Source organism: Streptomyces sp. NRRL B-24085 (assembly GCF_001282115.1).
Taxonomy (GTDB): Bacteria; Actinomycetota; Actinomycetes; order Streptomycetales; family Streptomycetaceae; genus Streptomyces.
Window position 1 is genome coordinate 1 of the sequence record NZ_LJBR01000194.1, and the last position, 24,755, is coordinate 24,755.

24 protein-coding genes are annotated in these 24,755 nt (G+C 72.0%); 13 read left to right on the plus strand and 11 right to left on the minus strand.

From position 1 onward, the window contains the following. Positions 1–125: 125 nt before the first annotated feature. From AOJ26_RS21400 to AOJ26_RS21410, 3 genes are all read left to right on the plus strand, one after another. Positions 126–509 carry a hypothetical protein gene (locus AOJ26_RS21400; protein ID WP_053849936.1) on the plus strand — a complete coding sequence of 128 codons (384 nt, stop codon included), beginning with the start codon at positions 126–128 and terminating at the stop codon, positions 507–509. A gap of 50 nt (positions 510–559) precedes the next feature. Next, a complete protein-coding gene (locus AOJ26_RS21405; protein ID WP_053849970.1) occupies positions 560–1,126 on the plus strand; it encodes an antibiotic biosynthesis monooxygenase in 567 nt (188 codons plus the stop codon). Between the two features lie 162 nt (positions 1,127–1,288). Beyond that, complete coding sequence (locus AOJ26_RS21410; RefSeq protein ID WP_078959989.1) at positions 1,289–3,673, plus strand: SpoIIE family protein phosphatase; 2,385 nt, start codon at positions 1,289–1,291, stop codon at positions 3,671–3,673. Positions 3,674–3,727: 54 nt separating this feature from the next. Here the strand turns inward: AOJ26_RS21410 and AOJ26_RS21415 are convergent, their stop codons facing one another. The 3 genes from AOJ26_RS21415 to AOJ26_RS21425 form a co-directional block, all read right to left on the minus strand. Beyond that, complete coding sequence (locus AOJ26_RS21415) at positions 3,728–4,219, minus strand: flavin reductase family protein (protein ID WP_053849937.1); 492 nt, start codon at positions 4,217–4,219, stop codon at positions 3,728–3,730. A gap of 9 nt (positions 4,220–4,228) precedes the next feature. Beyond that, the gene (locus AOJ26_RS21420) at positions 4,229–4,897 is read right to left on the minus strand and encodes a peptidoglycan-binding domain-containing protein (protein ID WP_053849938.1); all 669 of its coding nucleotides are present in this window, start codon (positions 4,895–4,897) and stop codon (positions 4,229–4,231) included. A 107-nt stretch (positions 4,898–5,004) separates the two neighbouring features. Beyond that, the gene (locus tag AOJ26_RS21425; RefSeq protein WP_053849939.1) at positions 5,005–5,838 is read right to left on the minus strand and encodes a hypothetical protein; all 834 of its coding nucleotides are present in this window, start codon (positions 5,836–5,838) and stop codon (positions 5,005–5,007) included. Between the two features lie 156 nt (positions 5,839–5,994). On the opposite strand from AOJ26_RS21425, the gene AOJ26_RS21430 reads away from it, so the two are divergent. From AOJ26_RS21430 to AOJ26_RS21440, 3 genes are all read left to right on the plus strand, one after another. Then, on the plus strand, positions 5,995–6,678 hold the full coding sequence (locus tag AOJ26_RS21430) for a TetR family transcriptional regulator (RefSeq protein WP_053849940.1): 684 nt from the start codon (positions 5,995–5,997) through the stop codon (positions 6,676–6,678). A 134-nt stretch (positions 6,679–6,812) separates the two neighbouring features. Then, positions 6,813–7,226, plus strand: coding sequence for a Zn-ribbon domain-containing OB-fold protein (locus AOJ26_RS21435; protein WP_053849941.1), 414 nt, complete (start codon positions 6,813–6,815; stop codon positions 7,224–7,226). Positions 7,227–7,668: 442 nt separating this feature from the next. After that, positions 7,669–10,437, plus strand: coding sequence for a hypothetical protein (locus tag AOJ26_RS21440; protein ID WP_053849942.1), 2,769 nt, complete (start codon positions 7,669–7,671; stop codon positions 10,435–10,437). 60 nt (positions 10,438–10,497) lie between these two features. On the opposite strand, the gene AOJ26_RS21445 is transcribed toward AOJ26_RS21440, so the two are convergent. Together AOJ26_RS21445 and AOJ26_RS21450 are read right to left on the minus strand one after the other, a co-directional pair. Continuing rightward, positions 10,498–10,878: a PPOX class F420-dependent oxidoreductase gene (locus AOJ26_RS21445; RefSeq protein ID WP_053849943.1), complete on the minus strand. Its 381-nt coding sequence runs from the start codon at positions 10,876–10,878 to the stop codon at positions 10,498–10,500. Between the two features lie 158 nt (positions 10,879–11,036). After that, positions 11,037–12,155 (minus strand): FAD-dependent oxidoreductase, encoded by a 1,119-nt coding sequence (locus AOJ26_RS21450; protein WP_053849944.1) that lies wholly within the window; start codon positions 12,153–12,155, stop codon positions 11,037–11,039. Between the two features lie 67 nt (positions 12,156–12,222). Here AOJ26_RS21450 and AOJ26_RS21455 point away from each other — a divergent pair, with 67 nt between their 5' ends. Together AOJ26_RS21455 and AOJ26_RS21460 are read left to right on the plus strand one after the other, a co-directional pair. Further along, positions 12,223–12,912 carry a TetR/AcrR family transcriptional regulator C-terminal domain-containing protein gene (locus AOJ26_RS21455; protein ID WP_053849972.1) on the plus strand — a complete coding sequence of 230 codons (690 nt, stop codon included), beginning with the start codon at positions 12,223–12,225 and terminating at the stop codon, positions 12,910–12,912. A 266-nt stretch (positions 12,913–13,178) separates the two neighbouring features. Continuing rightward, positions 13,179–14,546, plus strand: coding sequence for a S1 family peptidase (locus AOJ26_RS21460; RefSeq protein ID WP_053849945.1), 1,368 nt, complete (start codon positions 13,179–13,181; stop codon positions 14,544–14,546). 11 nt (positions 14,547–14,557) lie between these two features. On the opposite strand, the gene AOJ26_RS21465 is transcribed toward AOJ26_RS21460, so the two are convergent. From AOJ26_RS21465 to AOJ26_RS21475, 3 genes are all read right to left on the minus strand, one after another. Continuing rightward, positions 14,558–15,382, minus strand: coding sequence for a DMT family transporter (locus AOJ26_RS21465; protein WP_053849946.1), 825 nt, complete (start codon positions 15,380–15,382; stop codon positions 14,558–14,560). 55 nt (positions 15,383–15,437) lie between these two features. After that, entirely contained in the window at positions 15,438–15,623 is a 186-nt protein-coding gene (locus tag AOJ26_RS21470; RefSeq protein WP_007386663.1) for a hypothetical protein, read from the minus strand. A 99-nt stretch (positions 15,624–15,722) separates the two neighbouring features. Beyond that, positions 15,723–16,883: an ROK family transcriptional regulator gene (locus AOJ26_RS21475; RefSeq protein ID WP_053849947.1), complete on the minus strand. Its 1,161-nt coding sequence runs from the start codon at positions 16,881–16,883 to the stop codon at positions 15,723–15,725. A 167-nt stretch (positions 16,884–17,050) separates the two neighbouring features. Between AOJ26_RS21475 and AOJ26_RS21480 the strand changes: the two genes are divergently transcribed. Genes AOJ26_RS21480 through AOJ26_RS21495 form a run of 4 tightly spaced genes read left to right on the plus strand, consistent with a single transcriptional unit; the run spans position 17,051 to position 21,545 of the window. Continuing rightward, positions 17,051–18,016 (plus strand): carbohydrate ABC transporter permease, encoded by a 966-nt coding sequence (locus AOJ26_RS21480; RefSeq protein WP_053849948.1) that lies wholly within the window; start codon positions 17,051–17,053, stop codon positions 18,014–18,016. A gap of 16 nt (positions 18,017–18,032) precedes the next feature. After that, on the plus strand, positions 18,033–18,962 hold the full coding sequence (locus AOJ26_RS21485) for a carbohydrate ABC transporter permease (protein WP_053849949.1): 930 nt from the start codon (positions 18,033–18,035) through the stop codon (positions 18,960–18,962). A 10-nt stretch (positions 18,963–18,972) separates the two neighbouring features. After that, entirely contained in the window at positions 18,973–20,313 is a 1,341-nt protein-coding gene (locus tag AOJ26_RS21490; RefSeq protein ID WP_053849950.1) for an ABC transporter substrate-binding protein, read from the plus strand. A 29-nt stretch (positions 20,314–20,342) separates the two neighbouring features. Continuing rightward, positions 20,343–21,545 carry a Gfo/Idh/MocA family protein gene (locus AOJ26_RS21495; RefSeq protein ID WP_053849973.1) on the plus strand — a complete coding sequence of 401 codons (1,203 nt, stop codon included), beginning with the start codon at positions 20,343–20,345 and terminating at the stop codon, positions 21,543–21,545. A gap of 29 nt (positions 21,546–21,574) precedes the next feature. On the opposite strand, the gene AOJ26_RS21500 is transcribed toward AOJ26_RS21495, so the two are convergent. Further along, positions 21,575–22,270: a L,D-transpeptidase family protein gene (locus AOJ26_RS21500; RefSeq protein ID WP_053849951.1), complete on the minus strand. Its 696-nt coding sequence runs from the start codon at positions 22,268–22,270 to the stop codon at positions 21,575–21,577. Between the two features lie 104 nt (positions 22,271–22,374). Continuing rightward, positions 22,375–23,178 (minus strand): SDR family NAD(P)-dependent oxidoreductase, encoded by an 804-nt coding sequence (locus tag AOJ26_RS21505; RefSeq protein ID WP_053849952.1) that lies wholly within the window; start codon positions 23,176–23,178, stop codon positions 22,375–22,377. Positions 23,179–23,227: 49 nt separating this feature from the next. Here AOJ26_RS21505 and AOJ26_RS21510 point away from each other — a divergent pair, with 49 nt between their 5' ends. Then, positions 23,228–23,764 (plus strand): hypothetical protein, encoded by a 537-nt coding sequence (locus AOJ26_RS21510; RefSeq protein WP_053849953.1) that lies wholly within the window; start codon positions 23,228–23,230, stop codon positions 23,762–23,764. A 1-nt stretch (position 23,765) separates the two neighbouring features. Here the strand turns inward: AOJ26_RS21510 and AOJ26_RS21515 are convergent, their stop codons facing one another. Next, positions 23,766–24,680 carry an SDR family oxidoreductase gene (locus AOJ26_RS21515; RefSeq protein WP_053849954.1) on the minus strand — a complete coding sequence of 305 codons (915 nt, stop codon included), beginning with the start codon at positions 24,678–24,680 and terminating at the stop codon, positions 23,766–23,768. Between the last annotated feature and the right edge of the window lie 75 nt (positions 24,681–24,755).

Genomic DNA, 24,755 nt, shown 5'->3' on the forward strand with positions numbered 1-24,755 from the left:
GCGCCCGAGGTGTTCGACTGGGCCTCGCCCGCACGCGACCGTGGCGGCCCCGGTCATCCCCTAGGCCGGGGCCGCCCAATCCGTCGGACCACCCGCACGACGCCGCACACCCGGAAGCGATCACCATGCCCCTGACGACCACGCGGACCACCACCCGTCCCGGCCCCGACTGGCCGTGCCAGGTCAAGACACCCGGCAGCTACGACTGGGAACGCTCGGCGGCCAAGTGGCTGCGCGAGCTGGTGCCTGCGCGGTACGCGAGCTATCCGGCCCTGACGCGGCACACCGTGCTCCTGGCCCGCCACGCGCAGATCCAGGTCCAGCACGAGATCCGGGTCGCCCGCACCGCACTCCAGACCGCCCGCGCGGACCTGCCCTCGCTCGGACTGCCGGAGTCGGTCATCGAGCACACCATCAAGCTGTACGCGGCCGAGGTGCTCCAGCTCCAGCACATCGCCCGCAGCATCCGCGCGGTCACCCAGGCCCTGGTCGACCACCAGGGGCGCTGACCCCCGCCCCGAGGGCATGACCCACGCCGTACGTGGGACCCGTGGTGAGCATGAGCACCACCGACGTACGTCACGGCGACCCGGTCACCACCGTCCTCACCTGGGAGGTGCGTCCCGGCCGGGAGCGTGAGTTCGAGCGCTGGACGCGGGGGATCACCCGCTGCGCCAGACGGTTCCCCGGCAACGAGGGCGTCTCCTGGCTGCGTCCCGAGGACGGCCACCGCTTCCACGCGGTGCTGCGCTGGTCCGATTCCCACCGGCTCACCGCCTGGTTGCAGTCGGACGAGCGGGCGGACTGGCACGCCCGGATCGACGGCATCGCCACGGAACTCGGCAGCGAACGGCAGTCGACGACCGGGCTAGAGACCTGGTTCAGCCTGCCCGGCACCACCGTGCGGCCCCCGGTCCGCTGGAAGATGGTGCTCACCACGTTCCTCGGCGCCTTCCCGTGCACGCTGCTCATCCAGTGGCTGCTGACGCCCCGCACCGCCGCCTGGCCCCTGCCGCTGCGGGCCGCGGTGTTCCCGGTGGTCCTCCTGCCGCTCCTCACCTACCTGGTCATGCCCCTGCTCAGCCGGCTGCTGCGGCGGTGGCTCTACCCGCCGCCCGAGCACTGAGCCGCCGCGAACCGGCGGCCCGGCCGGTTTCGTCAACCGGTGGGGTCACCGGTGTGTGGGATGCGTGCTCACAACAGCGCGATCGGTACCTGGCGCATGTGCGATGCTCAACGCGTGACGAGCGAGTCGACCGGCCCCCCGCACGCCGGTACCGCCCCCGACATGGCCGCACTGGCCAAGGTCGTGGCCAGACAACGTGCCGAGATGGACCGGTTGCGGGACCAGGCCGCCACCTCGGCCGTGCTGGAGCGTGCCAAGGGCGCCGTCATGGCGCTGACCGGCTGCACGCCGGAAGCGGCCGGCGAGGACCTGCTCCAGCGCGCCAGGGCCGGCAACCGCACGCTGCTCGAGGAGTGCTGGATCACCCTCGGCTCCCTGCCACCGCTCGGTACCCCCGCGGAACTCCCCGGCGACGACGTTCCCGCCGCACCCCTGTCCGTGATCCCCGGCCCGGCCGGTCCCCGCTCCGTCCCGGCGGGCACCGCCGTCCCCGCCGGGCGGGACTCCCGCGCCCCGGACGACGGGTTCACCGCGCTCGGCCGCCTCGGCAAGGCCCTCGCCCACGTGGCCACCCCCCAGGACCTGGCCGGCCGTCTCCTGGAGGAGCTCGCGGCGGACGCCGACGCCGACGCCCTCCTGATCTTCCGGTCGCTGCCGGCCGGAGGCCTCGAACTGATCGGCCACGCCGGCATCGACGCCACCCTGGCCGCCCAGTGGGCGCGGGTCCCCCCTCTGAGCGGCGTCGCCGCGCTCGAAGCGCTCCGGGCGCGGGAGCCCCTCTGGCTGGAGGACTTCGCGGCCGACCGGGAACGGCACCTGCTCATAGGGGACCCGCCCGAGCGCTGGCTCTCGCGTGCCTGGCTGCCGGTGCCGGCGGGTGACGAGGCCGAGGTCTGCCTCGGGGTGCTGCGGGCACGGAGCGGGACCTTCTCACCGCAGGTCCGGCAGCTCCTGAAGGCCGTCGTCCGGCTGTGTGCCGGCTGGCTGCGCTCCTCCGGCACCCGGCCGGAGCGCAGTGCCGCCTCCTCGGCCGCCGCCCAGCCCGTGTTCGACTCGCTGCCCGGCTCGGCAATGCTGCTCACGCCGTTGCGCGGCTCCTCCGGAGAGGTCGAGGACTACCGCATCGACGCCGCCACCGAGGAGGCGGCCGACGTCGTGGGTCGCACCGGCAGGCAACTGCTCGGCCGCCGGATCCTGGAGTGCTTCCCCGGCATGGCGGACGAGGCGCTGTGGCACGGCTGTCTGCGCACGCTGGCCACCGGCGAGCCGTTCGAGGGCAAGCCGTTCGCCTACCAGGAGGTCGTGGACGGTGTCGCCGAGCTGGCCACGTACACGGTGCACGCGGCCCGCCTCGGCGACGCCCTGGTCGTCACCTGGGTCCGCCACGACTCCTCCGACCGGCAGGAGCAGCGCCTGGCGGACGTGCAGCGGCTGGGGAACCTGGGCTGGGCGAACTGGAACCTGGTCACCGGCGAGGGCAACTGGTCCTCCCAGGCCTTCCTCGTGACGAACCGCGATCCCGCGCTCGGACCGGTCCGGCTGGCCGACCTTCCCCGGCTGGCGCTGGCCGAGGACGCGCCGGTGCTGGCCCACGCCGTGCAGGAACTCGTGCGCGCGGGGCTCCCGTTCGACGTCCCGTTCCGGATCCGGGCCGGGGACGAGGTCCGCCATCTGCGGATGGTCGCCGAAGTCGTGACGGACACCGGGAACGAACCGGTCGAGGTGCACGGCTTCGTCCAGGACCTCACCGCGCAGCGCAGCGCCGAACTGGCCCTCGTCGAGAGCGAACAGGCGATCGTGACGCAGCACGGGGTGCTGCACGCCGAGCGGACGCTGGCCACCCGTCTCCAGCACGCGCTGCTGCCCCTGCCCACCCGGCCGGTCCACCTCGCCGGACTGCGGGTCGAAGTGGCCTATCTGCCCGCCCAGTCGGGGATCCACGTCGGCGGTGACTGGTTCAGTGCCATCGAACTGCCCGACGGCGACGCCCTGTTCGTGGTCGGTGACGTCGCCGGGCACGGCATCGACGCCGTCGCCACGATGGCCCAACTGCGCTTCACCGCCAAGGGCATGGTCATCACGGGCTCCTCGCTGACCGGGGCGCTCGCCCGTCTCAACACCCTGCTGCTGCACTCACGCGACTCCCACGGCACCGCGACCATGGTCCTGGCCCGCTACGATCCCGGCGAACGGTGCCTGGTGTGGGCCCAGGCCGGTCATCCGCCACCGCTGCTGGTGCGCGACGGGCAGGCGCGCTATCTGGACCGCCCCCTCGGCATACTGCTGGGGGCCTGTTCCGATCCGGACTTCCAGGAGGCGCGCTGCGTCCTGGAGCCGGGTGACCGCGTCCTGCTCTACACCGACGGTCTGGTCGAGCGGCCCACGGAGGGCATCGACCACGGCCTGGACCGGCTCGCCGCCGCCGTCGCGGCCCACCCCACCGACGAGCCCGGCTCCCTGGCGCCGCTGCTGGCCTCGGTACTGGACGGCGACCGGCGCGACGACGTCTGTGTCGTGGACATCAGGGTGCCGTCCGCGCCGCAGTGAGGCCGAGCGAGCCGCACTGAGCCGCCGGGGCACGCACCGCGAGCCCGTGCCGGATCAGTCCGCCGGGTGGCCGGGTGAGATGGACACCGCGTCGGACAGCCGCAACAGCTCCGCGCCCTCGGTGTCCCCGCGCGCACCCCACGCCTGCGGTTCCAGGACGAACCCGACGTGGTCACCCCCCTCGACGCGTTGCACCACGGTGCCGACGAACCAGGCCGCCGCCTCCTCCAGCACCACGGCCCCGCCGGCCTCCTCCCGCCAGCGGACCCGCGCGAACTTGTCCGTCCGGTCCCCCGTCTCCCCGCCGAACAGCTCGGCCAGGCCGCGCTGTTCGCGGGTGAGCAGATGGACCGCGAGGCGGTCCGCGGTGCGGGCCACGCGGTAGGTGCGGTTGGCCTTCGACAGCCACACCGCGTACCGCACGGGCTCCAGCGAGCACTGTGAGGCGAATCCGACGAGACAGCCCGCGCGGTCGCCGTCAGCGGCGGCGGTCACGACGCACATGTCGGGGTCGAGCCGGTCGATGAACACGTCCATGCCCGCCATCCTCGTCGATCAGCCGCCCGTACGGGACTCCAGGTCCCGCCGGGTGTCGTCGCCGTACACACCGTCCTCGTCGCCGCGGATGCCGTACCAGAGCTGGAAGCGGGCCACGGCGGCGGTCAGGGTCGTGTCGTAGGTGCCGTCGGTGGCGCCGCCGTCGTAGACGTTCGGGATGCGTCGCAGGCGTTCCTGGAGGTCGGTCACCTGGGGGCCGCTGTCCCCCTGGCGCAGGGTGCCGGGGCCGTCGGGGTCGGTGTCGCCGGAGACCGTGGGGGCGGGTGCGGCGGTCGCGGAGGCGGTCGCGGTCGGCTGCGGGGCGGCCTCGGCGGCGCTCTGTCCGCGGTCGACGAGCAGGAGCGCACAGCCGAAGCCGATCACCGCGGCCGCTGCCACGGCCGCCGCGATCGCCGTGCGGCGCAGCCCCCGCACCCGGCCCCGGGGGATGTCACGGGAGGCGCGGGCGCGGTCGTGGTCGTCCCGGAGGGGCGGCAGTTCCTCGGTGGCGTCCTCGGTTCCGGACGGTGCGGCGGGCAGTGCGACGGACTCGTAGTCGACGGCCCCTCGGGGCGGCATGTCCTTCATGAGCTCCGCCAGCGCGTCGGTGCGGCGCGGACGCAGCACCCGGACGGGCTCGATGGGCGGCCCGGCCGGCGGCACCCCTCGGTCGGACGGTGTCGGCATCCTGGTCTCCTTCCCTCCCGCGCACACGGGTCTGGGCCGTCCCCCGGGGAGTGATACGGCGCCGCGGGCCCGGGAGTTCAGCTCCCGCCGGCCCCGGGGCCCGCCGCTCACCGGGGAGAGGAGCCGAGGAACTTGTGCAGGGATGCCTTCATGGCCGCGACGAAGGAGTCCCTGCCCGCGTCGTCCAGGGCGTCCAGGGAGAGGTACGGGTTGAGGTCCTCCAGCTCGACCAGCAGGAGTTCGCCGCCCGGGGCCCGGCAGGCGTCCACGCGCTGGATGCCGTGGCCGAGGGCGTTCCACTCGACGAAGCGCCGGGCGAACTCCAGGTCCTCGGGGCTGGGCCGGTACGGCTCCAGGTCCCAGCGCCGGTCGGCGTGCGGGGCGTACAGGGCGTACTGGAAGTCGTGGTCGACGAAGTAGAAGGAGACCTCGTAGGCGAAGTCGACGCACGGCTGGACGAGGACCTGCCCGTCGATGTGGTCGAGCACCTCGTCGGCGGACAGGATCCGCAGGCCTATGGAGTCGGCGCCGAGTCTGGGCTTGACGACGTACCGGTCGCCGGCCGGCAGCCGGTCCAGGTCCTCGGCACGGTCGACGGTCGGGATGACGGGGTGTCCCGCGGCCGTGAGGTCGAGCAGGTACTGCTTGCCCGCCATGTCGGCCTTGCCGGTCAGGGGGTTGTACACGCGCGTGCCGACGCGCAGCGCCCGCTCGCGGAAGGTGTCGTACGCCTCCTGGTACGCCAGGACCGGCCCGCTGTTGCGGACGACGACGGCGTCGAAGCCGTCCGCCAGCGCGTCGGCGTCCCGGGGATGGCACAGGGCGAGGTCGAAGTCCTCCCTCAGGCGCGCGCTGAGAAGGATGTCCTCGTCGCAGTAGCGGCGCCCGCGGGCCGGGTAGGCCAGGTCGGTGACGTACAGGAGGGCGGGGCGGCGGGACATGCGGGACTCCTCGGCGGGCGGGCGCCGATCGTATGCGGTGCGCCGGTCACCCGACAACGCGGCGAACGGCACTCAGTTCCCCGATCAGGCTGCACCCAGTGCCATTCAGGCGGCCCGGATGCTACGTTCGCGACCATGAGCTCCACCAAGCCCGCCATGCGGGACGCGCTGGTCGCGGCAGCCTTCCAGTTGTTCCTGGAACGGGGTTACGAGCAGACCACCGTCGACGACATCGTCGCGCTCGCCGGAGTCGGGCGCCGCTCGTTCTTCCGGTACTTCCCTTCCAAGGAGGACGTGGTCTTCCCCGACCACGAGCGGTGCCTGGCCGACATGACGGCCTTCCTGGCCGCGAGCGACCCCGGGTGCGACCCGCTGGAGCGGGTCTGCGAGGCGGTGCGGCTGGTCCTGCGCATGTACACCGAGAACCCGACCTTCTCCGTGCAGCGCTACCGCCTCACCAAGCAGGTGCCGGGCCTGCGCGCCTATGAGCTGTCCGTGGTGTGGCGCTACGAGCGCTCCTTCGCGGAGTACCTGCGCGGGCGCCTGAAGGGGCTGCACGACGGAACGCTGCGGGCCGACGTCATCGCCGCCGCCGTGGCCGCTGCCCACAACAACGCCCTGCGCTCCTGGCTGCGCTCGGACGGGAAGGGCGACGCCGAACAGGCGGTGGAGCACGCGCTGGGCTACGTCCAGGCCGCCTTCGGCGCGCCCGGCGCGCCGCCCGCCGACGAGCCGCCCGAGGACGTGGTGGTGATCGTCTCCCGCCGCGGTGCCCCGATGTGGCGGGTGGTCCAGGAGATCGAGTCCACGCTCGACCGGGACCGACCCGGCGGAAGATGAGGGTACGCAGTACCTTTACGGCTGACACTCAGTGCCATACGCTGACCGTGTGCACGGCGGCACGGGGAGCCGCGCACGTCCGTGCACGGTTACCCGGGCACGTGGGATCCGGCCGAGCGCAGGGAGTTGACAGCGTGTACCACCACTCAGGAAGCATTGCTCGTCAGGCAGCCGGTTCCGGGACGGGCGTACTCGAGCCCGCCGCTCCGGCCACGGACGCGATCCTCTTCCAGCGCTGCACCTGGTGCGGCACGGCGATGTACCACCGGCTGCTGTGTCCGGTCTGCCAGGGCGGTGACCTGCGCACCGAGCGCAGCGAGGGCGTGGGGACGGTCCGGCACTCGACGGTGGTGCACCGCAACACCCCCGCCGCCCGCAATGTGTCGCTGATCGAGCTGGCCGAGGGGTTCGTCGTCCGGGGCCGGGTCATGGGCCCGCCCGCCGCGATCCACAGCGGCGACCGGGTGCGGATGTCGACGGCCAAGGACCCGGTCCGCGGCGAACCGGTCTTCCAGCTCGTCGACGAGCCCTACCGCGCCTGGAGCTGAGACCCCGTCACCTCCGTGCGGGCGCGCGCACGGGGCTCCGGGCTCACCACATCCCGGGGAGCAGATCGCGCACCCGCACCGGCGGTCCCGTCCCTAAGCACCGGTTGGCGGCGATGCCCACGCGCCATGCGGGTGGGGCCGGGATCGCACAGGGCCGCGACACGGCGGCCGGGGCGGGTCGCGAGGGACCGGGTGAACGACTGGGCACGGTGGCCGGTGCCGACAACGGCCGCGCAGAGGTGGGGAGTCCGAGTCAGGGAAAGCGCCTCCCCCGCGGGGAGGTGCGCCAGTCCCTCGACCCCGTTGGCTTGTTCGCGCCCTCGGTCCGCGATCTTCGGCTCCGCACAGACAACCCACAGCCACTCCTCCCCCGTCCTAGGTGGCGCGAGAGACGCCCGGGACCGACGGGACGTCTGCGCACGGGGATTCGAGGAGAGAACCATTGATCCGTGCCCGGCGAATATGTGTGACCGCCGTGGCGGTACTGGCGGCCCTGGCGGGCTCGCCCGGACTGGCACAGGCTCAACAGCCGCCCGCATCGGGCCTGTTGAGCGCGACGGACGACAACGGGCTTCCGCCGGGGTGGCGGATCGACGGGGAGCGCGGGGCGCGTGAACTGGTCTGGCGCGCACCGGAGTCAGTGCCCATGGGCGACGCGCGGGTCGAGTTCCGCACCGGCGACCGGCTGCTCGGGGTGCCGAGGCCGGCGAAAGACGGACGGACCTTCCGGCTCGCCCTGGACAAGGCCGCGTCCACGGAACTGACGGACCTTCAGGTGACTGCGGCCGGACGCCGGCTGGACGCGGCGGCCGACGAGCCGCGCCGGCCCGATGCACGAGGGGTGCGGCTGCCCGCGCAGGCACCGGCGAACGCCGTCGATCCCGGCAAGCCGGGCTCGTACCGCACGGTCAGCGGCGAGTACGAACTCCCTCCCGTGCGCCTGCCGGGGTTCGACACCCCCGTGGAGATGCGCGCCCAGGTGGTGGCGCCGAAGGGTGCCACCGGCAGCCGGCCGCTCGCGCTGTTCCTGCACGGCCGCCACGCGACCTGCTACCGACCGGGCAGCGAGGACGACGTCACCATCGACTGGCCCTGCGCGGACGGCTACAAGCCGATCCCCAGCGACAAGGGCTATCTGCGCGACCAGAGACTCCTTGCCTCCCAGGGCTATGTGACGGTGTCGATCTCGGCGAACGGCGTCAACGCCCAGGACTGGGAACCCGAGGACGCCGGCGCCCAGGCGCGCTCCTCACTGGTGCGGCAGCACCTCGCCCGCTGGGCCGACTGGGCCGCCCACCGCTCCTCCGCCCCGGCCGTCGTACGCCAGGCGCCGAAGGCGGACCTCTCGCGGGTCCTGCTCGTCGGCCACTCGCGGGGCGGCGAGGGCGTCAACCGGGCCGCCATGGACAGCCTCTACCCGCCGCCCGCCGCGGAGGACGGCTACCGGGGGCCGGTGCGCTGGAAGGTGCGCGGGACCGTGCTCGTCGGACCGACGATCTTCGGCCAGAATCCGGTCGCGGACGTGCCGTCCGTGACCCTGCTGCCGGGCTGTGACGGCGACGTGTCGGACCTCCAGGGCGAGGACTTCGTCGACGGGACGCGCGGGGTCAGCCGGGGCACCGCGCTGCACAGCGCGGTCTACATGGTCGGCGCCAACCACAACTACTTCAACAGCGAGTGGACTCCGGGCGAGGCCGAGGCACCGGCCCAGGACGACTTCGGGGCCGACCCGGAGCAGCCGGACCCGGTGTGCTCCCCGGGCGCCGCGACCCGCCTGACCGCCGCTCAGCAGCACAAGGCGGGCGCCACGTACATCGCGGCCGCGGCCCGGCTCTTCCTCGCCGGTGACGACCGGGTGCGTCCGCTGCTCGACGGTTCCGGCAAGCGGGCCCCGTCCGCGGACCCGGCCCGGGTGCTGACCCACGCCGTCGGCGGTCGCCGCAGCGGCGGCTTCCTGCCGGACAACGGGGCCAGGGTGACCGGTGCCCGGCTGTGTGCGGCGGTCGACCCCGATCCGGCCGTGGCCTGTCTGGACCCGGAGACGTCCGGCTCGTCACCGCACTTCGCGCAGTGGGAGACGAACCAGGAGACCGGCCGCGGCGCGGTCGACCTGAAGTGGTCCGCGCCCGGCACGGCCGCGCGTGTCACCCCGCCCGCGCCGCTCTCCCTGCACGGCTCGCGGCAGCTCGCGCTGCGGGTCTTCGTACCGCCGAACACCAACGGCACCGAGTTCGACGTGTCCGTCACCGACTCCGCCAACCGCCGGGCCACGCTCGGCCGCGTCGAGGTGGCCGGGCTGCCGGGCTCCTCGTACACCGCGTCCTACTGGGCGCAGGAGCTGCGCGTCCCGCTGACCGCGGCCTCCCGGGCCGGACTCGATCTGCGGCACGTCAAGTCCCTTGAGCTGACGCCCCGTTCGCGGTCCGGGCGGGCCTGGCTGATGGACGCCTGGGGCTGGGCCCCCGGTACTCCGGCGGTCAAGGCGGCCGCGCTGCCCCGCGTCGACGTGGGCCGCACGATCGTCAAGGAGGGCGACTCGGGCACCCGCACCTACCGCGTCCCGGTGCGGATCTCCGGGCACGGCAGCGGCCGGGTCCGCGTGTACGTCCTCGACCCGGACCGCGGCCGGACCGCGTCCCGGCTCGTGACGGTACGGCCCGGCAGCCACGCGATCGACGTACCGGTCGAGGTGAAGGGCGACACGCAGTACGGCGAGGACGTGCAGCACGACATCGCCGTGAAGGCCGTACGGGGTGCGGTCGTCGGGAAGTACCGGGGCGGCGTCACCGTCGAGAACGACGACCCCGAGCCGGTGATCACCCTGTCGCCGGTCACGGACCGGGTCACCGAAGGAGAGGCGCTGACCTGGCGACTGTCCATCGAGGCGCCCGTGACGGTGGACATCTGGCAGCCGGTGCGGGTGCTTCCGGTCACCGAGGGCACCGAGCTGTCCACCAAGGACGTGGACCCGCAGTGGCTCCAGGACTGGTCCGGTGACGTGCCCGACCCCGAGCGGCCGCTGTCCGACGCGAGCCTGTGGGTGTGGCTGAACATCCCGCCCGGGAGCACCGGCGTGGACTTCGCCGTGCCGACCGTCGCGGACCAGGTGGCCGAGCCGGCCGAGTCGATGCGCCTCGCGCTGACCGACCGCAACGCCGAGCCGCTGCCCGGGCGGCCGGTGCTGACCGGGACGGTGCTCGACCGGCCCTGAACGCGGCCCCTGTGTGATCGCCCCTCCCGTGCGGGGCCCGGTCCTCCCGGGCCCCGCACGTCACAGGGTGACGCGGATCCCGACCGTGCCGTCCGCTCCCCGGCGCAGCCTGCTGCCGAGCAGCGTGAGCCGCCCGAGGATGCCGTACTTCCTGGCCAGCAGCTTGCGGTAGCGGGCGGTGGTCGCCGCGTCGCAGATCTCCGCCGTGGCCGGGACCTGGTCGCCGGTCGGGTTGCCCCGTACGTCGCAGGGGCCGACGAGGACATCCCCGCGGGCCCGGATCCGCTTGACCTTCCAGGAGTCGGCGACCGACCACACGCCGAGCGCGTCCCCGTCGCGGACCACCCACACGGGGGTGGCGACCGGCGTGCCGTTCTTGCGGAAGCTGGTGAGCAGCAGGTACTTGCCCGCACCGAGCCGCTCCAGCGGCGTCTCGTCCATGACGGAAGTCTAGGCAGGGGTGCCCGACGGCGCGGGTGCGCGGTCGGGCTTTCCCGCGTGCGGGGGCCCTCGGTGCCGGTGCTCCCGCGCCGCGGGGTCCTCGCTGCCGGTGCTCCCGCGCGCGGAGTCCTCGCTGTCGGTGTTCCCGTGTCCGGCGGTCAGGCCGGCTGGACCTGGTCGAACTGGGCGACGGCTTCGGCCGGGTCGGGGCTGACGAGGCGTTCCAGACCGGCTGTGGTGATCTCGGCCCATCGGCCGGCCCGTGCCCACATCCGCTCCTCGAAGGCGCGCACGGCCTCGTCCGGGTCGCCGGAGCAGGTGGCGAGGGCCTCGGCGAGTTCGGCGCCGTCCAGCATCGCGAGGTTCGCGCCCGCTCCCAAGGGGGGCATCAGGTGGGCGGCGTCGCCCAGCAGCGTCACGCCGGGGACGTGGGTCCAGGTGTGGGAGACGGGCAGGGCGTGGAAGGGGCGGTGGAAGAAGGCCGTGCCCTGGCGGAGGAGGTCGAGGACGGGAGCGGCCCAGCCGTCGAACAGGGCCAGCACGGCCGATCGCACGGCCTCGTCGTCGGCCGGGTCGAGGTCGGCATGCCAGTCCAGCGGGGCGCGGAACTTGGCGTACACCTTGACGTGGCCGCCGCTGTTGCGCTGGGCGACGACGGAGCGGTTCACGCCGTAGACGGCCACGGAGCCGTCACCGATCAGCCGGGCGAGCTCGGGGTGGCGGGTGTCGACGTCGTCCAGGGAGGTCTCGACCGAGGTGACGCCGGTGTACCGCGGTGTCTCGGCCGAGACCGCCGGACGGACCCGGGACCAGGCGCCGTCCGCGCCGACCACGAGGTCGAACGTCTCCTGCCGCCCGTCCTCGAAGTCGACCCGGACGCCGTCCTCGGTCCCCGGCACCACCCGGGTCACGCCCCGGCCCCACTGGGCGTCGAGAGGTCCGAGCAGCAGGTCACGGAGGTGCCCGCGGTCGATCTCGGGGTTGGCCCGTTCGTCCGGGCGGGGCCGCCAGTCCCGCAGGACGGTCCCGTCCGTGTCCAGGATCCGCATCGCCTGTCCCTCGGGGCGGGACAGCGCATCGAACTCCGCCAGCAGCCCCGCCTTGACCAGCGCGAGCCGGCCCAGCCCCTCGTGCAGGTCGAGCGAGCCGCCCGGGGGGCGTGAGTCCGGGGCGGGATCGCGTTCGAGCACGGTGACGGGGTGGTCATGCCGGTGCAGGACACGGGCGAAGGTCAGGCCGGCGGGACCGGCTCCGACTACGGCGATACGACGTCTCATGTCGATACACTGTATTTCTCGACTACGATGTACCGCAAGGACGTCTCGGAAACAGAACGGTGTGACCATGACTGTGTGGGACCGGCCGGAGCCGCCGGCTCGCCCCGTGCCGCTCGACCGGGAACGGATCGTCGCCGCCGCCGTCGAACTGGCCGACGAGGGCGGACTGGAGGCGGTGTCGGTGCGCAAGGTCGCCGCCCGGCTGAACGCCGGCCCGATGCGGCTGTACGGCTTCATCTCCACCAAGGAGGAGCTGTTCGACCTCATGGCGGACGAGGTCCACGCCGAAATCCTGCCCGAGGAGCGTCCCGCAGACTGGCGGGAGGCGCTGGGCGTCCTCGCCCACCGCACGAGGCAGGCCGCTCTCCGGCACGAATGGCTGGCCGATCTGCTCGGCGGCCGCCCGGCCCTGGGTCCGAACGGCCTCGCCGTGACCGAGGCCAAGCTGGCGGCGCTCGACGGCCTCGCCGACGTCGACACCGTCATGCGCGCCGCGGAGACCGTCAGCGCCTACGTGACCGGCGCGATCAGGCGCGAGGTCGCGAACCTGCGGGCCGAGCGTGCCACGGGCCTGTCCAAGCGCGACTGGCAGCGCGCCTCCGGCCCGCACGTGACGCGGATGCTGGCCACGGGCCGCTTCCCGGCGCTGGCCAAGGCCGTGTACGACGGCACGCACGTGGACGCCGAGACCTCCTTCGCGACCGGCCTGGACTGGGTCCTCGACGGCGTGGCCGCCCGACTCGACGGGGCCTCCTGAGCGGCGGGCGCCCTGTCCGTCACCGCTGGCCCCCCGGCGCACCGCAGCAGGCACGCGCCGGTGTCGCGCCCTCCATGATCCGGCCAACTCGGTTCCGGGCATGGCTGATTGAGATGCCTCACCGGGATTCCCCGACACAATTCCCCGGCACACGAACACCCGCTGCCGTGAACGCGCGCCGCCCGGGCCGCGTATGCAAGGAGGGCGCTCAACGACCGGAGGGCCCCGCGGTGCAGTCACCGCTTGTTCGGGTTCGGGAGCCATGCATGAGGCACGCACGACGACGGGTCGTCCGGCGGGTGACACGGCTGGCGGCAGTCGGCGGACTCCTCCTGGGAGGTGTGATGGTCACGCGGGCCGTCGCGAGCGAGCCTCCCGCGACCACCGCCGTGCCGCACACCTATGCCGTGAAGGCGGGGCGGACGGGGGCGGAGCTCGTGTCCCGGCTCGGCAGCTCCCGGACCGCGGGCACCTGGATCGGTGCCGACGGCAAGCCGGTCGTCGCGGTCACCGACGAGCAGGCGGCCGCCGAGGTGCGCACGGCGGGAGCCCGGGCGAAGGTCGTCGAGCACAGCATGGACGAGCTCAAGTCGGCGGCCAGGACGCTGCGTTCCGCGCCCCGGGTCGCCGGGACCGCCTGGTCCATGGACTACCGGACCAACGAGGTGGTCGTGCAGGGCGACAGCACCGTCTCGGCGTCCGACTGGGCCGCGATGACGAAGGTCGCCGACGGCATCGGCGGCTTCGTCCGCATGGAGCGCACCGAGGGCACCTTCACTCCCCGCCTGAACGGGGCGCAGCCGATCCTGTCGACCGGCGGACGCTGTTCGGCGGGCTTCAACGTGACCGACGGCCAGAGCGACTTCATCCTCACGGCCGGGCACTGCGGTCCCAACGGGTCGGTCTGGTTCGCGGACACCGGGGGCACCAACCAGCTCGGCCGGACGGTCGCCCAGAGCTTCCCGGGCAACGACTTCTCCCTGGTGCAGTACGCCGACGGGAAGGCGGGCGACGGCGCCGGCGTCGTGTTCATCGGCAACGGCAAGGGTGTGCAGATCACCGGCGCGGGCGATCCGGCCATCGGGCAGCGGGTGTTCCGCAGCGGCAGCACCAGCGGACTGCGCGACGGCCAGGTGACGGGGGTCAACTCGACGGTGAACTACCCGGAGGGCACGGTCACCGGGCTGATCGAGACCAACGTGTGCGCGGAGCCCGGGGACAGCGGCGGGCCGATGTTCTCCGAGGGAATCGCGCTCGGCATCACCTCGGGCGGCAGCGGTGACTGCACCCAGGGCGGTACGACGTTCTTCCAGCCGGTGACGAAGGCGCTGAAGGAGCTCGGCATGCAGCTGATCGTGTCGAACCCGCCCGCCGCCGGCGGGGCGTCTCCCGCACCGTCGGCCACCTCCGCGCAGGGCTCGATCGCTCCCGGTGCCGCCTCCCCCGGTTCCTCGGCGGCGGTGCAGGGGGCCGAGGGCACGCCCCTGCTGAGCCGGCTCACGGACACCCGGAACGTCGGACCCGGTCTGCTGGTCGTCGGGGGAAGTCTGATCGCGCTGGTTGCGACGCGGTACATCCGCTCGGAACAGGACCGCAAGGCGTACCAGCGCTACTACTCCGCGACCTGGGGCTGAGAGCCGGGTCCTCACCCCAGAGTGAGCAGGACCGTCGCCAGCCCCGCTCCCACGAGGCCCACCATCTGTCTCCGGCTCAGCCGCTCGTGCAGCAGGGCGAGTCCGAGGATCACGGGGAGGGCCGGGTAGAGGGAGGCCAGGACGACGGCGACGGCCAGCAACTGCCGCTGGGCGGCGAGCAGGTAGAGGGTCAGTCCGAGGGCGGCACCCGCTCCGACGAGCAGGGCCTGGACGGCTCGCACGGGCGACAGGTGCAGCCGCCCGGGTCGCCGTGCCGCCGCGGGCAGCAGGACGAGTACGGCGGCCGCCCGGCCCGCTGCCACCGGCCACAGTCCGCTGGAGGCACCGGCCTGGGCGAGGGCGATGTACTGGAGCGCGACGCCCGCGCTGGCCAGCAGCCCGTCGGGGACGCCTCCGCCGTCGTCGTCGGTGCCGCCTCCGCAGACCATCCAGAGCGCGGGCACGGAGAGGGCGATCCCGAGCCAGGCCACGGCGGTCGGCCGGTCGCCGAGCAGCACCCCGCACACCACGGAGAGGCCGACGCCGGTGACGGCGCTGACGGGTACGACCACGCTCATCGCGCCGTGGCTGAGGCCGCGGTTGAGGAAGTGCATGGCGGCGCCGCTCCCGACGCCGGAGAGGGCGCCCCACAGGAGGTCGACGGGCCGTACGGCGTCGACGGGAAGGAGAAGCGCGGCGGCGGTCGCGAGCAGCAGGCCGCCTATCTGGCCGAGGAAGGTGACGGCGGCGAAGTGGGCGCGGCGGGACAGCAGACCGCCGGTGAAGTCGACGATGCCGTAGCAGACCGCTGAGGCCAGTGCGAGGAGAGGGCCCATTCCGTCAGGGGTGCCCAGGGACGGAACGGTGATGCCCCGCGGCGGTGGCCGGGGGTCAGGCCGCCCGGACCGGCTGCGGAGCGGCGGCGGCCCACTCCAGGACGAGACGCTGGTACTCCTCGCGCTGCTCGCCGCTCAGTGTCCCGCCCGCCCGGCGCCACAGGGCCCGGATCTCCTCGTTGACCTCGTCGGCCGATCGATCGGTCACGGGTTCAACAGTGGTGGACATGGTGTGAAGCATACGGCTCCGGAAGTGAAGGCGGCGTGAGTAATCACACCAGAAACGGACATACCAGACCGTGTTGCTGATCACGTCAACTGGCAACGACTGTGGCCCGGTTCACACTTCGGCCACTCCCAGGACCAGCACCTGGATCGCCAGCACGGCGGCTCCGCGGGCCCAGTCGTGAAAGTCGGACACCCTGGTCTCCAGGTCGATGGGGGTGGCGAGGGGGTGCCGGTGGGCGCGGATCGTCTCCTCGACGGTCTTGCCCGCCACATCCATCAGGCCGACGCCCTCTCCGGCGAGCATGATCTTCTGCGGCATGGCGAAGTTGGCGATCTGGGCGACGAGGACACCGAGGGCGCGCCCGGCCTCCTCGACGACGCGGGCGGGCATGGGGTCGCCGGTCGCAGCGAGGGCGAGGATCTCCTCGTAGGTGTGATCGCGGCCGGTGGCGGCGTGCACCTGGTAGCGGATGCTGGGGATGGCGAGCAGGGAGACGGCGCTGCCGCGGTTGCCGTCGGGGGTGAGGGGACCGTTGGGGTCGATGATCCAGTGCCGCCCGAAGCCCCGGTCCTCCTCGGCGTAGGGGACCCGCCGGCCGCCGATGACCAGGCCGTAGCCGATGCCGGCCCCGATGGTGAGGACGACGAAGCGGTCGAGGCCGCGCCCCGCGCCGAACCAGGTCTCGGCCTCGACGAGGGCGGCCACGTCGTTCTCGACGACCACCGGCAACCCCGTGCGCTCCTCGACGAGTTCACCGAGGGGGACGTCCCGCCAGTGCAGGAACGGGGACTCGCCGACCACGGCACGTTCCTGGACAAAGCCGCCGACCCCGATGCCGATGCCGGCGAGCCGGGGGTACGCGCGGGCCAGCTCGCTCGTCATCTCCGCGAGCAGGTCGGCCACTTCGGCGGGGTCGTGGCTGGTGAGGGGCCGGTCGTGGCGGGCGACGATCTCGCTCCTGAGGGTGGTGACGACGCCGTAGACCATGTCTTCGGTGATCTTGAAACCGATGAAGGAGCGTGACTCCACGACCACGTCGAGGGGTTGCGAGGGGCGACCCTGGCGCACCTCGGCGGGACCGCCCGCCTCGGGGACCTCGACCAGCAGACCCGACTCGATGAGCGGCTTGGTCAGCCGGGTGAGGCTGCCCGCGGAGAGGTCGAGGCGGCGGGCGAGTTCGGTGCGCGACAGCGGGCCGTGGACGAGCACCTCGATCGCCACCGAGCGCTCACCGGCGCTCAGGGGTAGCCAGCTTGCGGCAACTGCGGTCATGAAGGTCAGACTCCCACATGATTTCTTTCACCATAAAAGCAACACGAACCAGAATACGGCGCGAACGACCCACCGAGAAGATGCCCGCCGCCCTCTTGACGCATTGATTCTTTCGCTACGAAAGTAAGTGGCCGAGGACGAGCCACCGCAGACGAGGGAGTCTCCCGATGACCATGGCCACCAGCAGCCCTCCGTCGCGGTTGCCGCTCAGCGGCACCGAGGGGGCTCGGACGAAACCGGGCAAGGGCCGTGCCCCGGACAGGGCCGGCGGGGGCGACGGGCGCCTGGCCGCGGTGTTCATCGCCCCGGCCCTGATCGGCTTCGTGGTCTTCCTGCTCTGGCCGACCCTGCGGGGCATCTACCTGAGCTTCACCCGCTTCAACCTGCTGACCCCGGCGGAGTGGGTCGGGTTCGCCAACTACGACCGGATGATCCACGACCCCATCTTCTGGGACTCGCTGAAGGTCACCGTGGAGTACGTGGTCATCAACATCGGTGTCCAGACGGTGTCCGCCCTCGCCATCGCCGTGCTCCTCCAGCGCCTGACCCAGTCCCCGGTACTGCGCGGGATCGTGCTGACGCCGTATCTGATGTCGAACGTCGTCGCGGGCCTGGTCTGGCTGTGGATCCTCGACAACCAGCTCGGCATCGGCAACGAGATCATCGCCGGGCTCGGCTTCGACCGGATCCCCTTCCTCGCCGACGAGACCTGGGCGGTCCCGACGATCGCCCTGATCAACGTGTGGCGGCACGTCGGCTACACCGCGCTGCTGCTGTTCGCGGGCCTCATGGCCATCCCGAACGACATGTACGAGGCGGCGAAGGTGGACGGCGCGAGCGAGTGGCGGATGTTCTGGCGGATCACCATGCCGCTGCTGCGTCCGGTGCTGGCGGTCGTCCTGATCATGACGGTGATCGGTTCGTTCCAGGTGTTCGACACGGTCGCCGTGACGACCGGGGGCGGCCCGGCCAACGCGACCAACGTGCTCCAGTTCTACATCTACCAATCGGCCTTCGGCCGCTTCCAGTTCGGCTACGCGTCCGCGATGTCCGTCGCCCTCCTGGTGGTGCTGAGCGCGATCACCGTCCTGCAGTACCGGCTCACCCGGGCCGGCCAGACCGATCTCGGCTGACCCGGAAGGAGTCGACATGGCTGCCGTGACCACCACCACGACCACGACACGGATACGGCCCACCCGGCGCCGCGCGCTCTCCCCCGGCCGGGTCCTCGCGTGGACGGCGATGGGCGCGATCGTGCTCGTGACCCTGCTGCCGTTCTACTGGATCCTGCGCACCGCGCTGTCCACCAACTCCGGACTCGCCACCCACGCCTCCGACCCGCTGCCGGTGGACTCGACCGGCACCGGGTTCGCCCGCGCCCTGGGCCTGGAGTCCACCAAGGACGCCATCGCGCAGGGCGGCGCGGGCGGCGGGCTGAAGTTCTGGCGCTATCTGCTCAACTCGGTGATCGTCTCGACCCTGGTCACCGGCTGCCAGATCTTCTTCTCCGCGATGGCCGCCTACGCCTTCGCCCGGTTGCGCTGGCGGGGCCGCGACAAGATGTTCGCGCTGTTCCTCGCCGGGCTGATGGTGCCGGCCATCTTCACCCTGCTGCCGAACTTCGTGCTCATCAAGGAACTCGGCCTGATCGACAACCTGTTGGGCATCGCACTGCCGACGATGTTCATGACCCCGTTCGCGGTCTTCTTCCTGCGGCAGTTCTTCATGAACGTGCCCCGCGAGGTCGAGGAGGCCGCCCTGCTGGACGGCGCCGGCAAGGTGCGGATCTTCTTCCGGGTGCTGCTGCCGATGGCGTCCGCACCCGTCCTGACCCTGGCCGTGCTGACGTACATCACGTCCTGGAACGACTACTTCTGGCCGCTGATGGTGTCCTACAGCGACAGCTCACGCGTCCTGACCGTGGCCCTGGCCATCTTCCGGGCCCAGACCCCGCAGACCGGCGTCGACTGGTCGGGCCTCATGGCGGCGACGCTCATCGCCGCGCTGCCGATGCTGGTGCTGTTCGGGTTCTTCGCCCGCCGCATCGTGTCCACCATCAGCTTCACCGGGATCAAGTGAGGGACTCCTGATGCGACTTCGTACGCTGACCGCCCTGGCCGGAGCACTGGCCCTGTGCCTGACCGGCTGTGTGCGCAGCGGCTCCGCCGGATCCTCCACGAACACGGTGACCTACTGGCTGTGGGACTCCAACCAGCAGCCCGCCTACCAGGCCTGCGCCGAGGACTTCGAGAGGCAGAACCCCGGACTGCACGTCAGGATCACCCAGTTGGGCTGGGACGACTACTGGACCAAGCTCACCGCGAGCTTCATCGCGGGCACCGAGCCGGACGTGTTCACCGACCACATCCAGAAGTTCGGCCAGTTCGCCGACCTCAAGGTCCTCGAACCCCTGGACGACCTGGGCATCGACGAGTCCGCCTACCAGCCCGGGCTCGCGGCCAACTGGAGGGGCCAGGACGGCCACCGCTACGGCGCCCCGAAGGACTGGGACACCGTCGCCCTCTTCTACAACAAGAAGATGACCGACGCGGCCGGGCTCACGGCGGCACAGCTGGGCGACCTCGCCTGGAACACCGAGGACGGTGGCAGCTTCGAGAAGGCCATCGCCCACCTCACCGTCGACCGGAACGGCAAGCGGGGCGACGAACCGGGCTTCGACAAGGACCACGTCAAGGTGTACGGCCTCGCCACCAACGGCGGCGGGGACGGTGACGGCCAGACCCAGTGGAGCACCTTCACCGCCTCCGCCGGCTGGAACTACACCGACAAGAAGCGGTGGGGCACGAAGTACCAGTACGACAGCCCAGCCTTCCAGTCGGCGGTCAAGTGGTACTTCGGGCTGGCGAAGAAGGGCTACATGGCACCCTTCACCGACTACAACTCCCAGTCCAACCAGGCCAACACCCAGATCGCGGCCGGCAAGGCGGCGACCGCCTTCGACGGCGCCTGGATGATCTCGACCTACGCCGGGTTCAAGGGCCTCGACATGCGCACCGCCGTCACCCCCGAGGGACCCACCGGCAAACGGGCCACCATGATGAACGGCCTCGCCGACTCCATCACCAGGAACGCCCGCAACAAGGAGGGCGCCCGCAAGTGGGTCAAGTACCTGGCGTCGGACGAGTGCCAGCGGACGGTGGGCGGTTACGGCATCGTCTTCCCCGCCACCCCGGACGGCACCACGGCCGCCGTGGCCGCCTACAAGAAGAAGGGCATCGACGTCACCGCCTTCACCGAGCCGGTCGCCGACAAAAAGGACTTCAGGACCTTCTCCTACCCCATCACCACCTACGCGGCGGACGTGTTCGCGTTGATGCACCCCGCCATGCAGGACATCTTCGGCAACGGCAGGTCCGTGACCAGCCTCGACGAGACCAACGACCAGATCAACCTGATCCTCTCGCAGTGATCCCGCGACCAGTGAAGGGCACGCACTCCATGACGTTCTCCCTCGGCATCGTCGGCGCCGGCCAGTTCTCCGGCCAGTTCGCCACGCTGTTCCAGGCCCACCCCGGTGTCGGCGACGTCTACGTCACCGACCTGCTGCCCGAACGCGCCGAGCAGCTCGCCTCGGCACAGGGGCTGGCCGGCACCTTCCCCACCTACGAGGCCATGCTGGAGTCGAAGGAGGTCGACGCCGTCGCCGTCTTCACCCAGCGCTGGACGCACGGCCCCCTGGTACTCCAGGGCCTGAACGCCGGCAAGCACGTGTACTCCGCGGTCCCCATGGCCATCACCACGGAGGAGATAGCGGCCATCATCGACGCGGTCCGGGCGACCGGGCTGACGTACATGATGGGTGAGACCAGCCAGTACAACCCGGCGACCGTGCACGCCCGCAACCAGATCGCCGAGGGCGCCTTCGGGCGGCTCTTCTACGCCGAGGGCGACTACGTCCACGACATGGACCTGGGGTTCTACGAGGCGTACCAGTACAGCGGCGGCGAGCGGTGGAAGGAGACCGCCAGCTATCCCCCGCTGCTCTACCCCACGCACTCGGTGGGCGGGGTGCTGGGCGCCTGGCAGACGCACGCGGTGAGCGTGTCGGCGATCGGTGTGGTCGACGACCGCGGGGACGGCGTGTTCGACAAGGAGGTCAGCCGGTTCGGCAACGACTTCTCCAACGCCACTGCCCTGTTCGAGGTGGCGGGCGGCGGTTCGTTCCGTACGAACGAGTTCCGGCGGGTGGGCTACCCCTCCCACATCCGGGAGTCGCGTTTCCGGTTCTTCGGGACCGAGGCCAGCATGGAGCAGCTCGCCACGGTCGCCCTCTGGCAGGACAAGAAGGGCGTGAAGGACATCAGTGAACTCCTGGAGCCCAAGCCCACCATGGCTCCTGACGACCCGTCACTCCAGCACATCGCGCCGGACCTGCGGGCCGCGTTCACGTCCGGGTCGGCCCCGGTGCACGACCGGGCACGGCTGCCCCGCTCTTTCGACAACCTGCACAACGGCCACGAGGGCAGCCACCACTTCCTGGTGGACGACTTCGTGACCGCGGTCAACACCCGCACCCTGCCGTCGGTGAACGCCTGGGTGGCGGCCCGCTACACCCTGCCGGGCATCATCGCGCACGACTCGGCGCGGCAGGGTGGAGCCAGGCTGGAGATCCCGGACTTCGGGGACGCGCCCGAGGCGTGAGCGTGCCGTCACGCCGGGCGCCTGGTGTCTCAGGTGCCCGGCTTGCGGCCGTACACGAAGACGTCGTCGCCCTTCTTGAGCAGCGACCAGTACTTCTTGGCGTCCTTGGGCGTCATGTTGGTGCAGCCGTGCGAGCCGGGCGGGTTCCACATGCTGAGGTTCACCGAGTGGAAGGCCTGGCCGCCGTCGAAGAACTGGCTGTAGGGCATCGGCACGTGGTAGATCGACGAGACGTGGTCGATGTCACGCCAGTAGATCTTCTTCAGGCCGGTGCGGGTCTCGTAGCCGTCGCGGCCGGTGCGGACCGGGACGGGGCCGTAGACGAGCCGGTCGCCGTCCTGGATCCAGCTCAGCTGGAGGGTGAGGTTCACGCAGGCGATGCGGCCCTTGTTCGTCGGGCACTTGCCGTCCCGGTTGGGGTTCGAGCCGACGGCCTTCTGCTTGTTCATCAGGTCCATCACGCCCCAGGTGACGGATCCCGCGTAGCCGATGTTCGGGCTGATGCCGTGCTTGGTCTGGAAGGCCTTGATCGCCTTGCAGTCGGCGGTGGACTGCCTGCCGTCGACCGGACGGCCGAGGAACTTCTCCACCTTCTTCTGGTACGGCCCCGCCTGCGTGGTGCAGCTCGCCGCCTGCGCGGGCGCGGCGCCCAGCGCGATGGTCAGCGGTGCGACGAGTCCGGTGATCCCGAGCGCGACGGCACCCCGTCTGCGTATGTCCCCCATGGTCCTGTCCCCTTCGTAAGGTCCTGCGATCTCTACCAGCTAGACGGGTGTGCCTGCCCGATCGTTGTACCGCCAGGCCTGCTGGGACGGAACGGTGACAAAGCTCACGAGACCCCGCCCCGGTCCGGATGGACCGCGGCGTGGAATCCGGTGTTGACCGCGGTGAGCCCGCCGTCGACGACCAGCGCGGTGCCCGTGATCCACGCCGCGTCGCGGGAGGCGAGGAAGGCGACCGCGGCGGCGATGTCCTCGGGTTCGCCGACCCGGCCGAGGGGATACAGCCGTCGCAGGTCGGTGAGCTCGCTCTCGCGCCCTTCCCAGGCGGAGGTGCGGACCGTGCCCGGGACGACCATGTTGACGCGGACCCCGCGGGCGGCCGCGTGCCCGGCGAGGGTACGGGTCAGGGAGCCGAGGCCCGCCTTGGCGGCGCTGTAGGCGTGGTTGCCGAAGTCCTGGAGGCCGTTGACGGAGCCGATGGTGACGATCGCGCCGCGCCCCGAGGCGGCCAGGTGTGGGAGCGCGGCCCGCGAGCAGCGGTACGGCCCGCTCAGTGTGACGTCCAGGTCACGGGCCCACTCCTCGTCGGAGTCGTCCTCGAAGAGCGGGGTGTCCGGGGTGCACCGGGCGGCGCAGTTGACCAGGACGTCCAGCGAGCCGAACGCCGCCACGGTGTGGGCGACCGCCGCCTCCACCGCCGTGCGGTCGGCCACGTCGCACTCCACCGCCCGTGCGGTGAGGCCCTGCTCCCGCAGGTGTGCCGCCGTCTCCTCGGCCACCTGCCCGTCGCGGTCGGCCAGCACGACCCGCGCCCCCTCCTCGGCCAGCCTGCGGGCGGCCGCCGCGCCGATCCCGCGGGCGGCGCCCGTGACCAGAGCCGTGTGTCCCTCGAAGCGCTTGGTGTGGGTCATGCGCCGAAGATAGCCGCTCGGTGATCAACGGGGCAGATACCGTGCGTCCATGTCCGCGTTCCTGCAGCAACTCCCCGCGCTCATCGGCGTCGTGATCGGCGCGCTCGGTTCCTACGTGGCGGTCGTGCGCAGCGACCGCGCCCGCTTTCACCGCGAGCAGGCGGCCCGTTGGGAGGAGCGACGGCTGGCTGTGTACTCCGACTACGCGCGGACGCTGAAGAAGACGATCACGCTGGCCTGCCGGGCGGCGTCCCACTTCGGCAACGATCCCCATCCGCATCCGCTCTCCCCCGAGGAGGCCGCGCCGCTGCTCGCGGAGTCCACGCTGGCCAGGGACCCGGACGGGGAGGCGCTGCTTCTGCTGGGGAGCCCGGCGGTGGTGGAGAAGGCGCGGGTGTGGGTCACGGTGGTGCTGGAGATGGAGCAGTTCCTGCGCGCCGGGACGCGCGATCCGGCGGCATGGCGGGCACTGCTGGAGCGGCATCGCAACGGGCGTGACGGCTACTACGCGGCCGTGCGCGACGACCTGGCGCTGCCACCGGGCCTCGCGGTGCGGTGGCAGCTGCCTCCCCTGCGGTCCGACTGATCTAGCGGTAGCCGGACACGTCCGCCGGCTTTCCCGCGTCCTGGACCTCGACCAGATAGCGCCAGGCGTCGGGGCGGCTGCCGTCGAGGTCCGTGAAGTCGTACGTCCGGGCGAGCGAGCCGCTGTCGAGGGACTGGCCGTTCCAGCGGGCCACGTCGGGGTCGGCGGCGAGCGCGGCGACGGCGCGTCCCACGTAGCGCGGGGTCTCCGAGATGGCGAAGTGGGGAACGCGGTCGAGGGCGTCGCGCCAGTTGTCCTCCCGGACGCCGAAGTGGTCGAGCATCATCTCCGAGCGCAGCCAGCCGGGGGTGAGCGCGACGGCGGTCGCGCCCCGCGGGCCGACCTCGTGGCCCAGGGCGAAGGCCATGCGGACGACGGCCGTCTTGGCGAGGTCGTAGAAGAAGGACACGCGGTAGTTCTCGCGGTTGTAGGCGTCGGTTCCGTCGGTCATCTCGACGACCAGGCCGCCGGGCCTGCGCAGCAGCAGCGGCAGGGCGTGGTGGCTGGTGATCGCGTGGGTGTCGATCGCGAGCCTGAGCAGCCGCAGGCCGTTGTCGAGGTCGTGCTCCCACAACGGGCTGTCCCAGGCGAAGAGGTGTTCGCCGCCCCAGATGTCGTTGACGAGGACGTCGAGGCGGTCCTGCTCGTCGGCGATGCGGTCGACGAGCGCGCGGACCTGGGCGGGGTCCAGATGGTCGGTGGGTACGGCGATGCCGTGGCCGCCGGCCGCGGTGACGAGGTCGGCGGTGTCCTCGACGGTCTCGGGGCGGTCGTACTCGGAGCGGCGGGCGCGGGTGCTGCGTCCGGTGACGTAGACGGTGGCGCCTGCCGCCCCGAGCTCCACGGCGATCCCGCGTCCGGCTCCGCGTGTGGCCCCGGCGACCAGTGCGACCTTGCCCTGCAGCGGTTGTGACATGTGTCCGACCTCCCGTTGTGCGCGATGTGGGTTCGAGCATGGCCGGGAAGCCGGACAACCTCTGTCGTGATTTAC

Coding starts and splice junctions, on each gene's coding strand:
- AOJ26_RS21400 (WP_053849936.1), top strand. CDS start 126: ATGCCCCTGACGACCACGCGGACCACCACCCGTCCCGGCCCCGACTGG.
- AOJ26_RS21405 (WP_053849970.1), top strand. CDS start 560: ATGAGCACCACCGACGTACGTCACGGCGACCCGGTCACCACCGTCCTC.
- AOJ26_RS21410 (WP_078959989.1), top strand. CDS start 1,289: ATGGCCGCACTGGCCAAGGTCGTGGCCAGACAACGTGCCGAGATGGAC.
- AOJ26_RS21415 (WP_053849937.1), bottom strand. CDS start 4,219: ATGGCGGGCATGGACGTGTTCATCGACCGGCTCGACCCCGACATGTGC.
- AOJ26_RS21420 (WP_053849938.1), bottom strand. CDS start 4,897: ATGCCGACACCGTCCGACCGAGGGGTGCCGCCGGCCGGGCCGCCCATC.
- AOJ26_RS21425 (WP_053849939.1), bottom strand. CDS start 5,838: ATGTCCCGCCGCCCCGCCCTCCTGTACGTCACCGACCTGGCCTACCCG.
- AOJ26_RS21430 (WP_053849940.1), top strand. CDS start 5,995: ATGCGGGACGCGCTGGTCGCGGCAGCCTTCCAGTTGTTCCTGGAACGG.
- AOJ26_RS21445 (WP_053849943.1), bottom strand. CDS start 10,878: ATGGACGAGACGCCGCTGGAGCGGCTCGGTGCGGGCAAGTACCTGCTG.
- AOJ26_RS21450 (WP_053849944.1), bottom strand. CDS start 12,155: ATGAGACGTCGTATCGCCGTAGTCGGAGCCGGTCCCGCCGGCCTGACC.
- AOJ26_RS21455 (WP_053849972.1), top strand. CDS start 12,223: ATGACTGTGTGGGACCGGCCGGAGCCGCCGGCTCGCCCCGTGCCGCTC.
- AOJ26_RS21460 (WP_053849945.1), top strand. CDS start 13,179: ATGAGGCACGCACGACGACGGGTCGTCCGGCGGGTGACACGGCTGGCG.
- AOJ26_RS21465 (WP_053849946.1), bottom strand. CDS start 15,382: ATGGGCCCTCTCCTCGCACTGGCCTCAGCGGTCTGCTACGGCATCGTC.
- AOJ26_RS21470 (WP_007386663.1), bottom strand. CDS start 15,623: ATGCTTCACACCATGTCCACCACTGTTGAACCCGTGACCGATCGATCG.
- AOJ26_RS21475 (WP_053849947.1), bottom strand. CDS start 16,883: ATGACCGCAGTTGCCGCAAGCTGGCTACCCCTGAGCGCCGGTGAGCGC.
- AOJ26_RS21480 (WP_053849948.1), top strand. CDS start 17,051: ATGACCATGGCCACCAGCAGCCCTCCGTCGCGGTTGCCGCTCAGCGGC.
- AOJ26_RS21485 (WP_053849949.1), top strand. CDS start 18,033: ATGGCTGCCGTGACCACCACCACGACCACGACACGGATACGGCCCACC.
- AOJ26_RS21490 (WP_053849950.1), top strand. CDS start 18,973: ATGCGACTTCGTACGCTGACCGCCCTGGCCGGAGCACTGGCCCTGTGC.
- AOJ26_RS21495 (WP_053849973.1), top strand. CDS start 20,343: ATGACGTTCTCCCTCGGCATCGTCGGCGCCGGCCAGTTCTCCGGCCAG.
- AOJ26_RS21500 (WP_053849951.1), bottom strand. CDS start 22,270: ATGGGGGACATACGCAGACGGGGTGCCGTCGCGCTCGGGATCACCGGA.
- AOJ26_RS21505 (WP_053849952.1), bottom strand. CDS start 23,178: ATGACCCACACCAAGCGCTTCGAGGGACACACGGCTCTGGTCACGGGC.
- AOJ26_RS21510 (WP_053849953.1), top strand. CDS start 23,228: ATGTCCGCGTTCCTGCAGCAACTCCCCGCGCTCATCGGCGTCGTGATC.
- AOJ26_RS21515 (WP_053849954.1), bottom strand. CDS start 24,680: ATGTCACAACCGCTGCAGGGCAAGGTCGCACTGGTCGCCGGGGCCACA.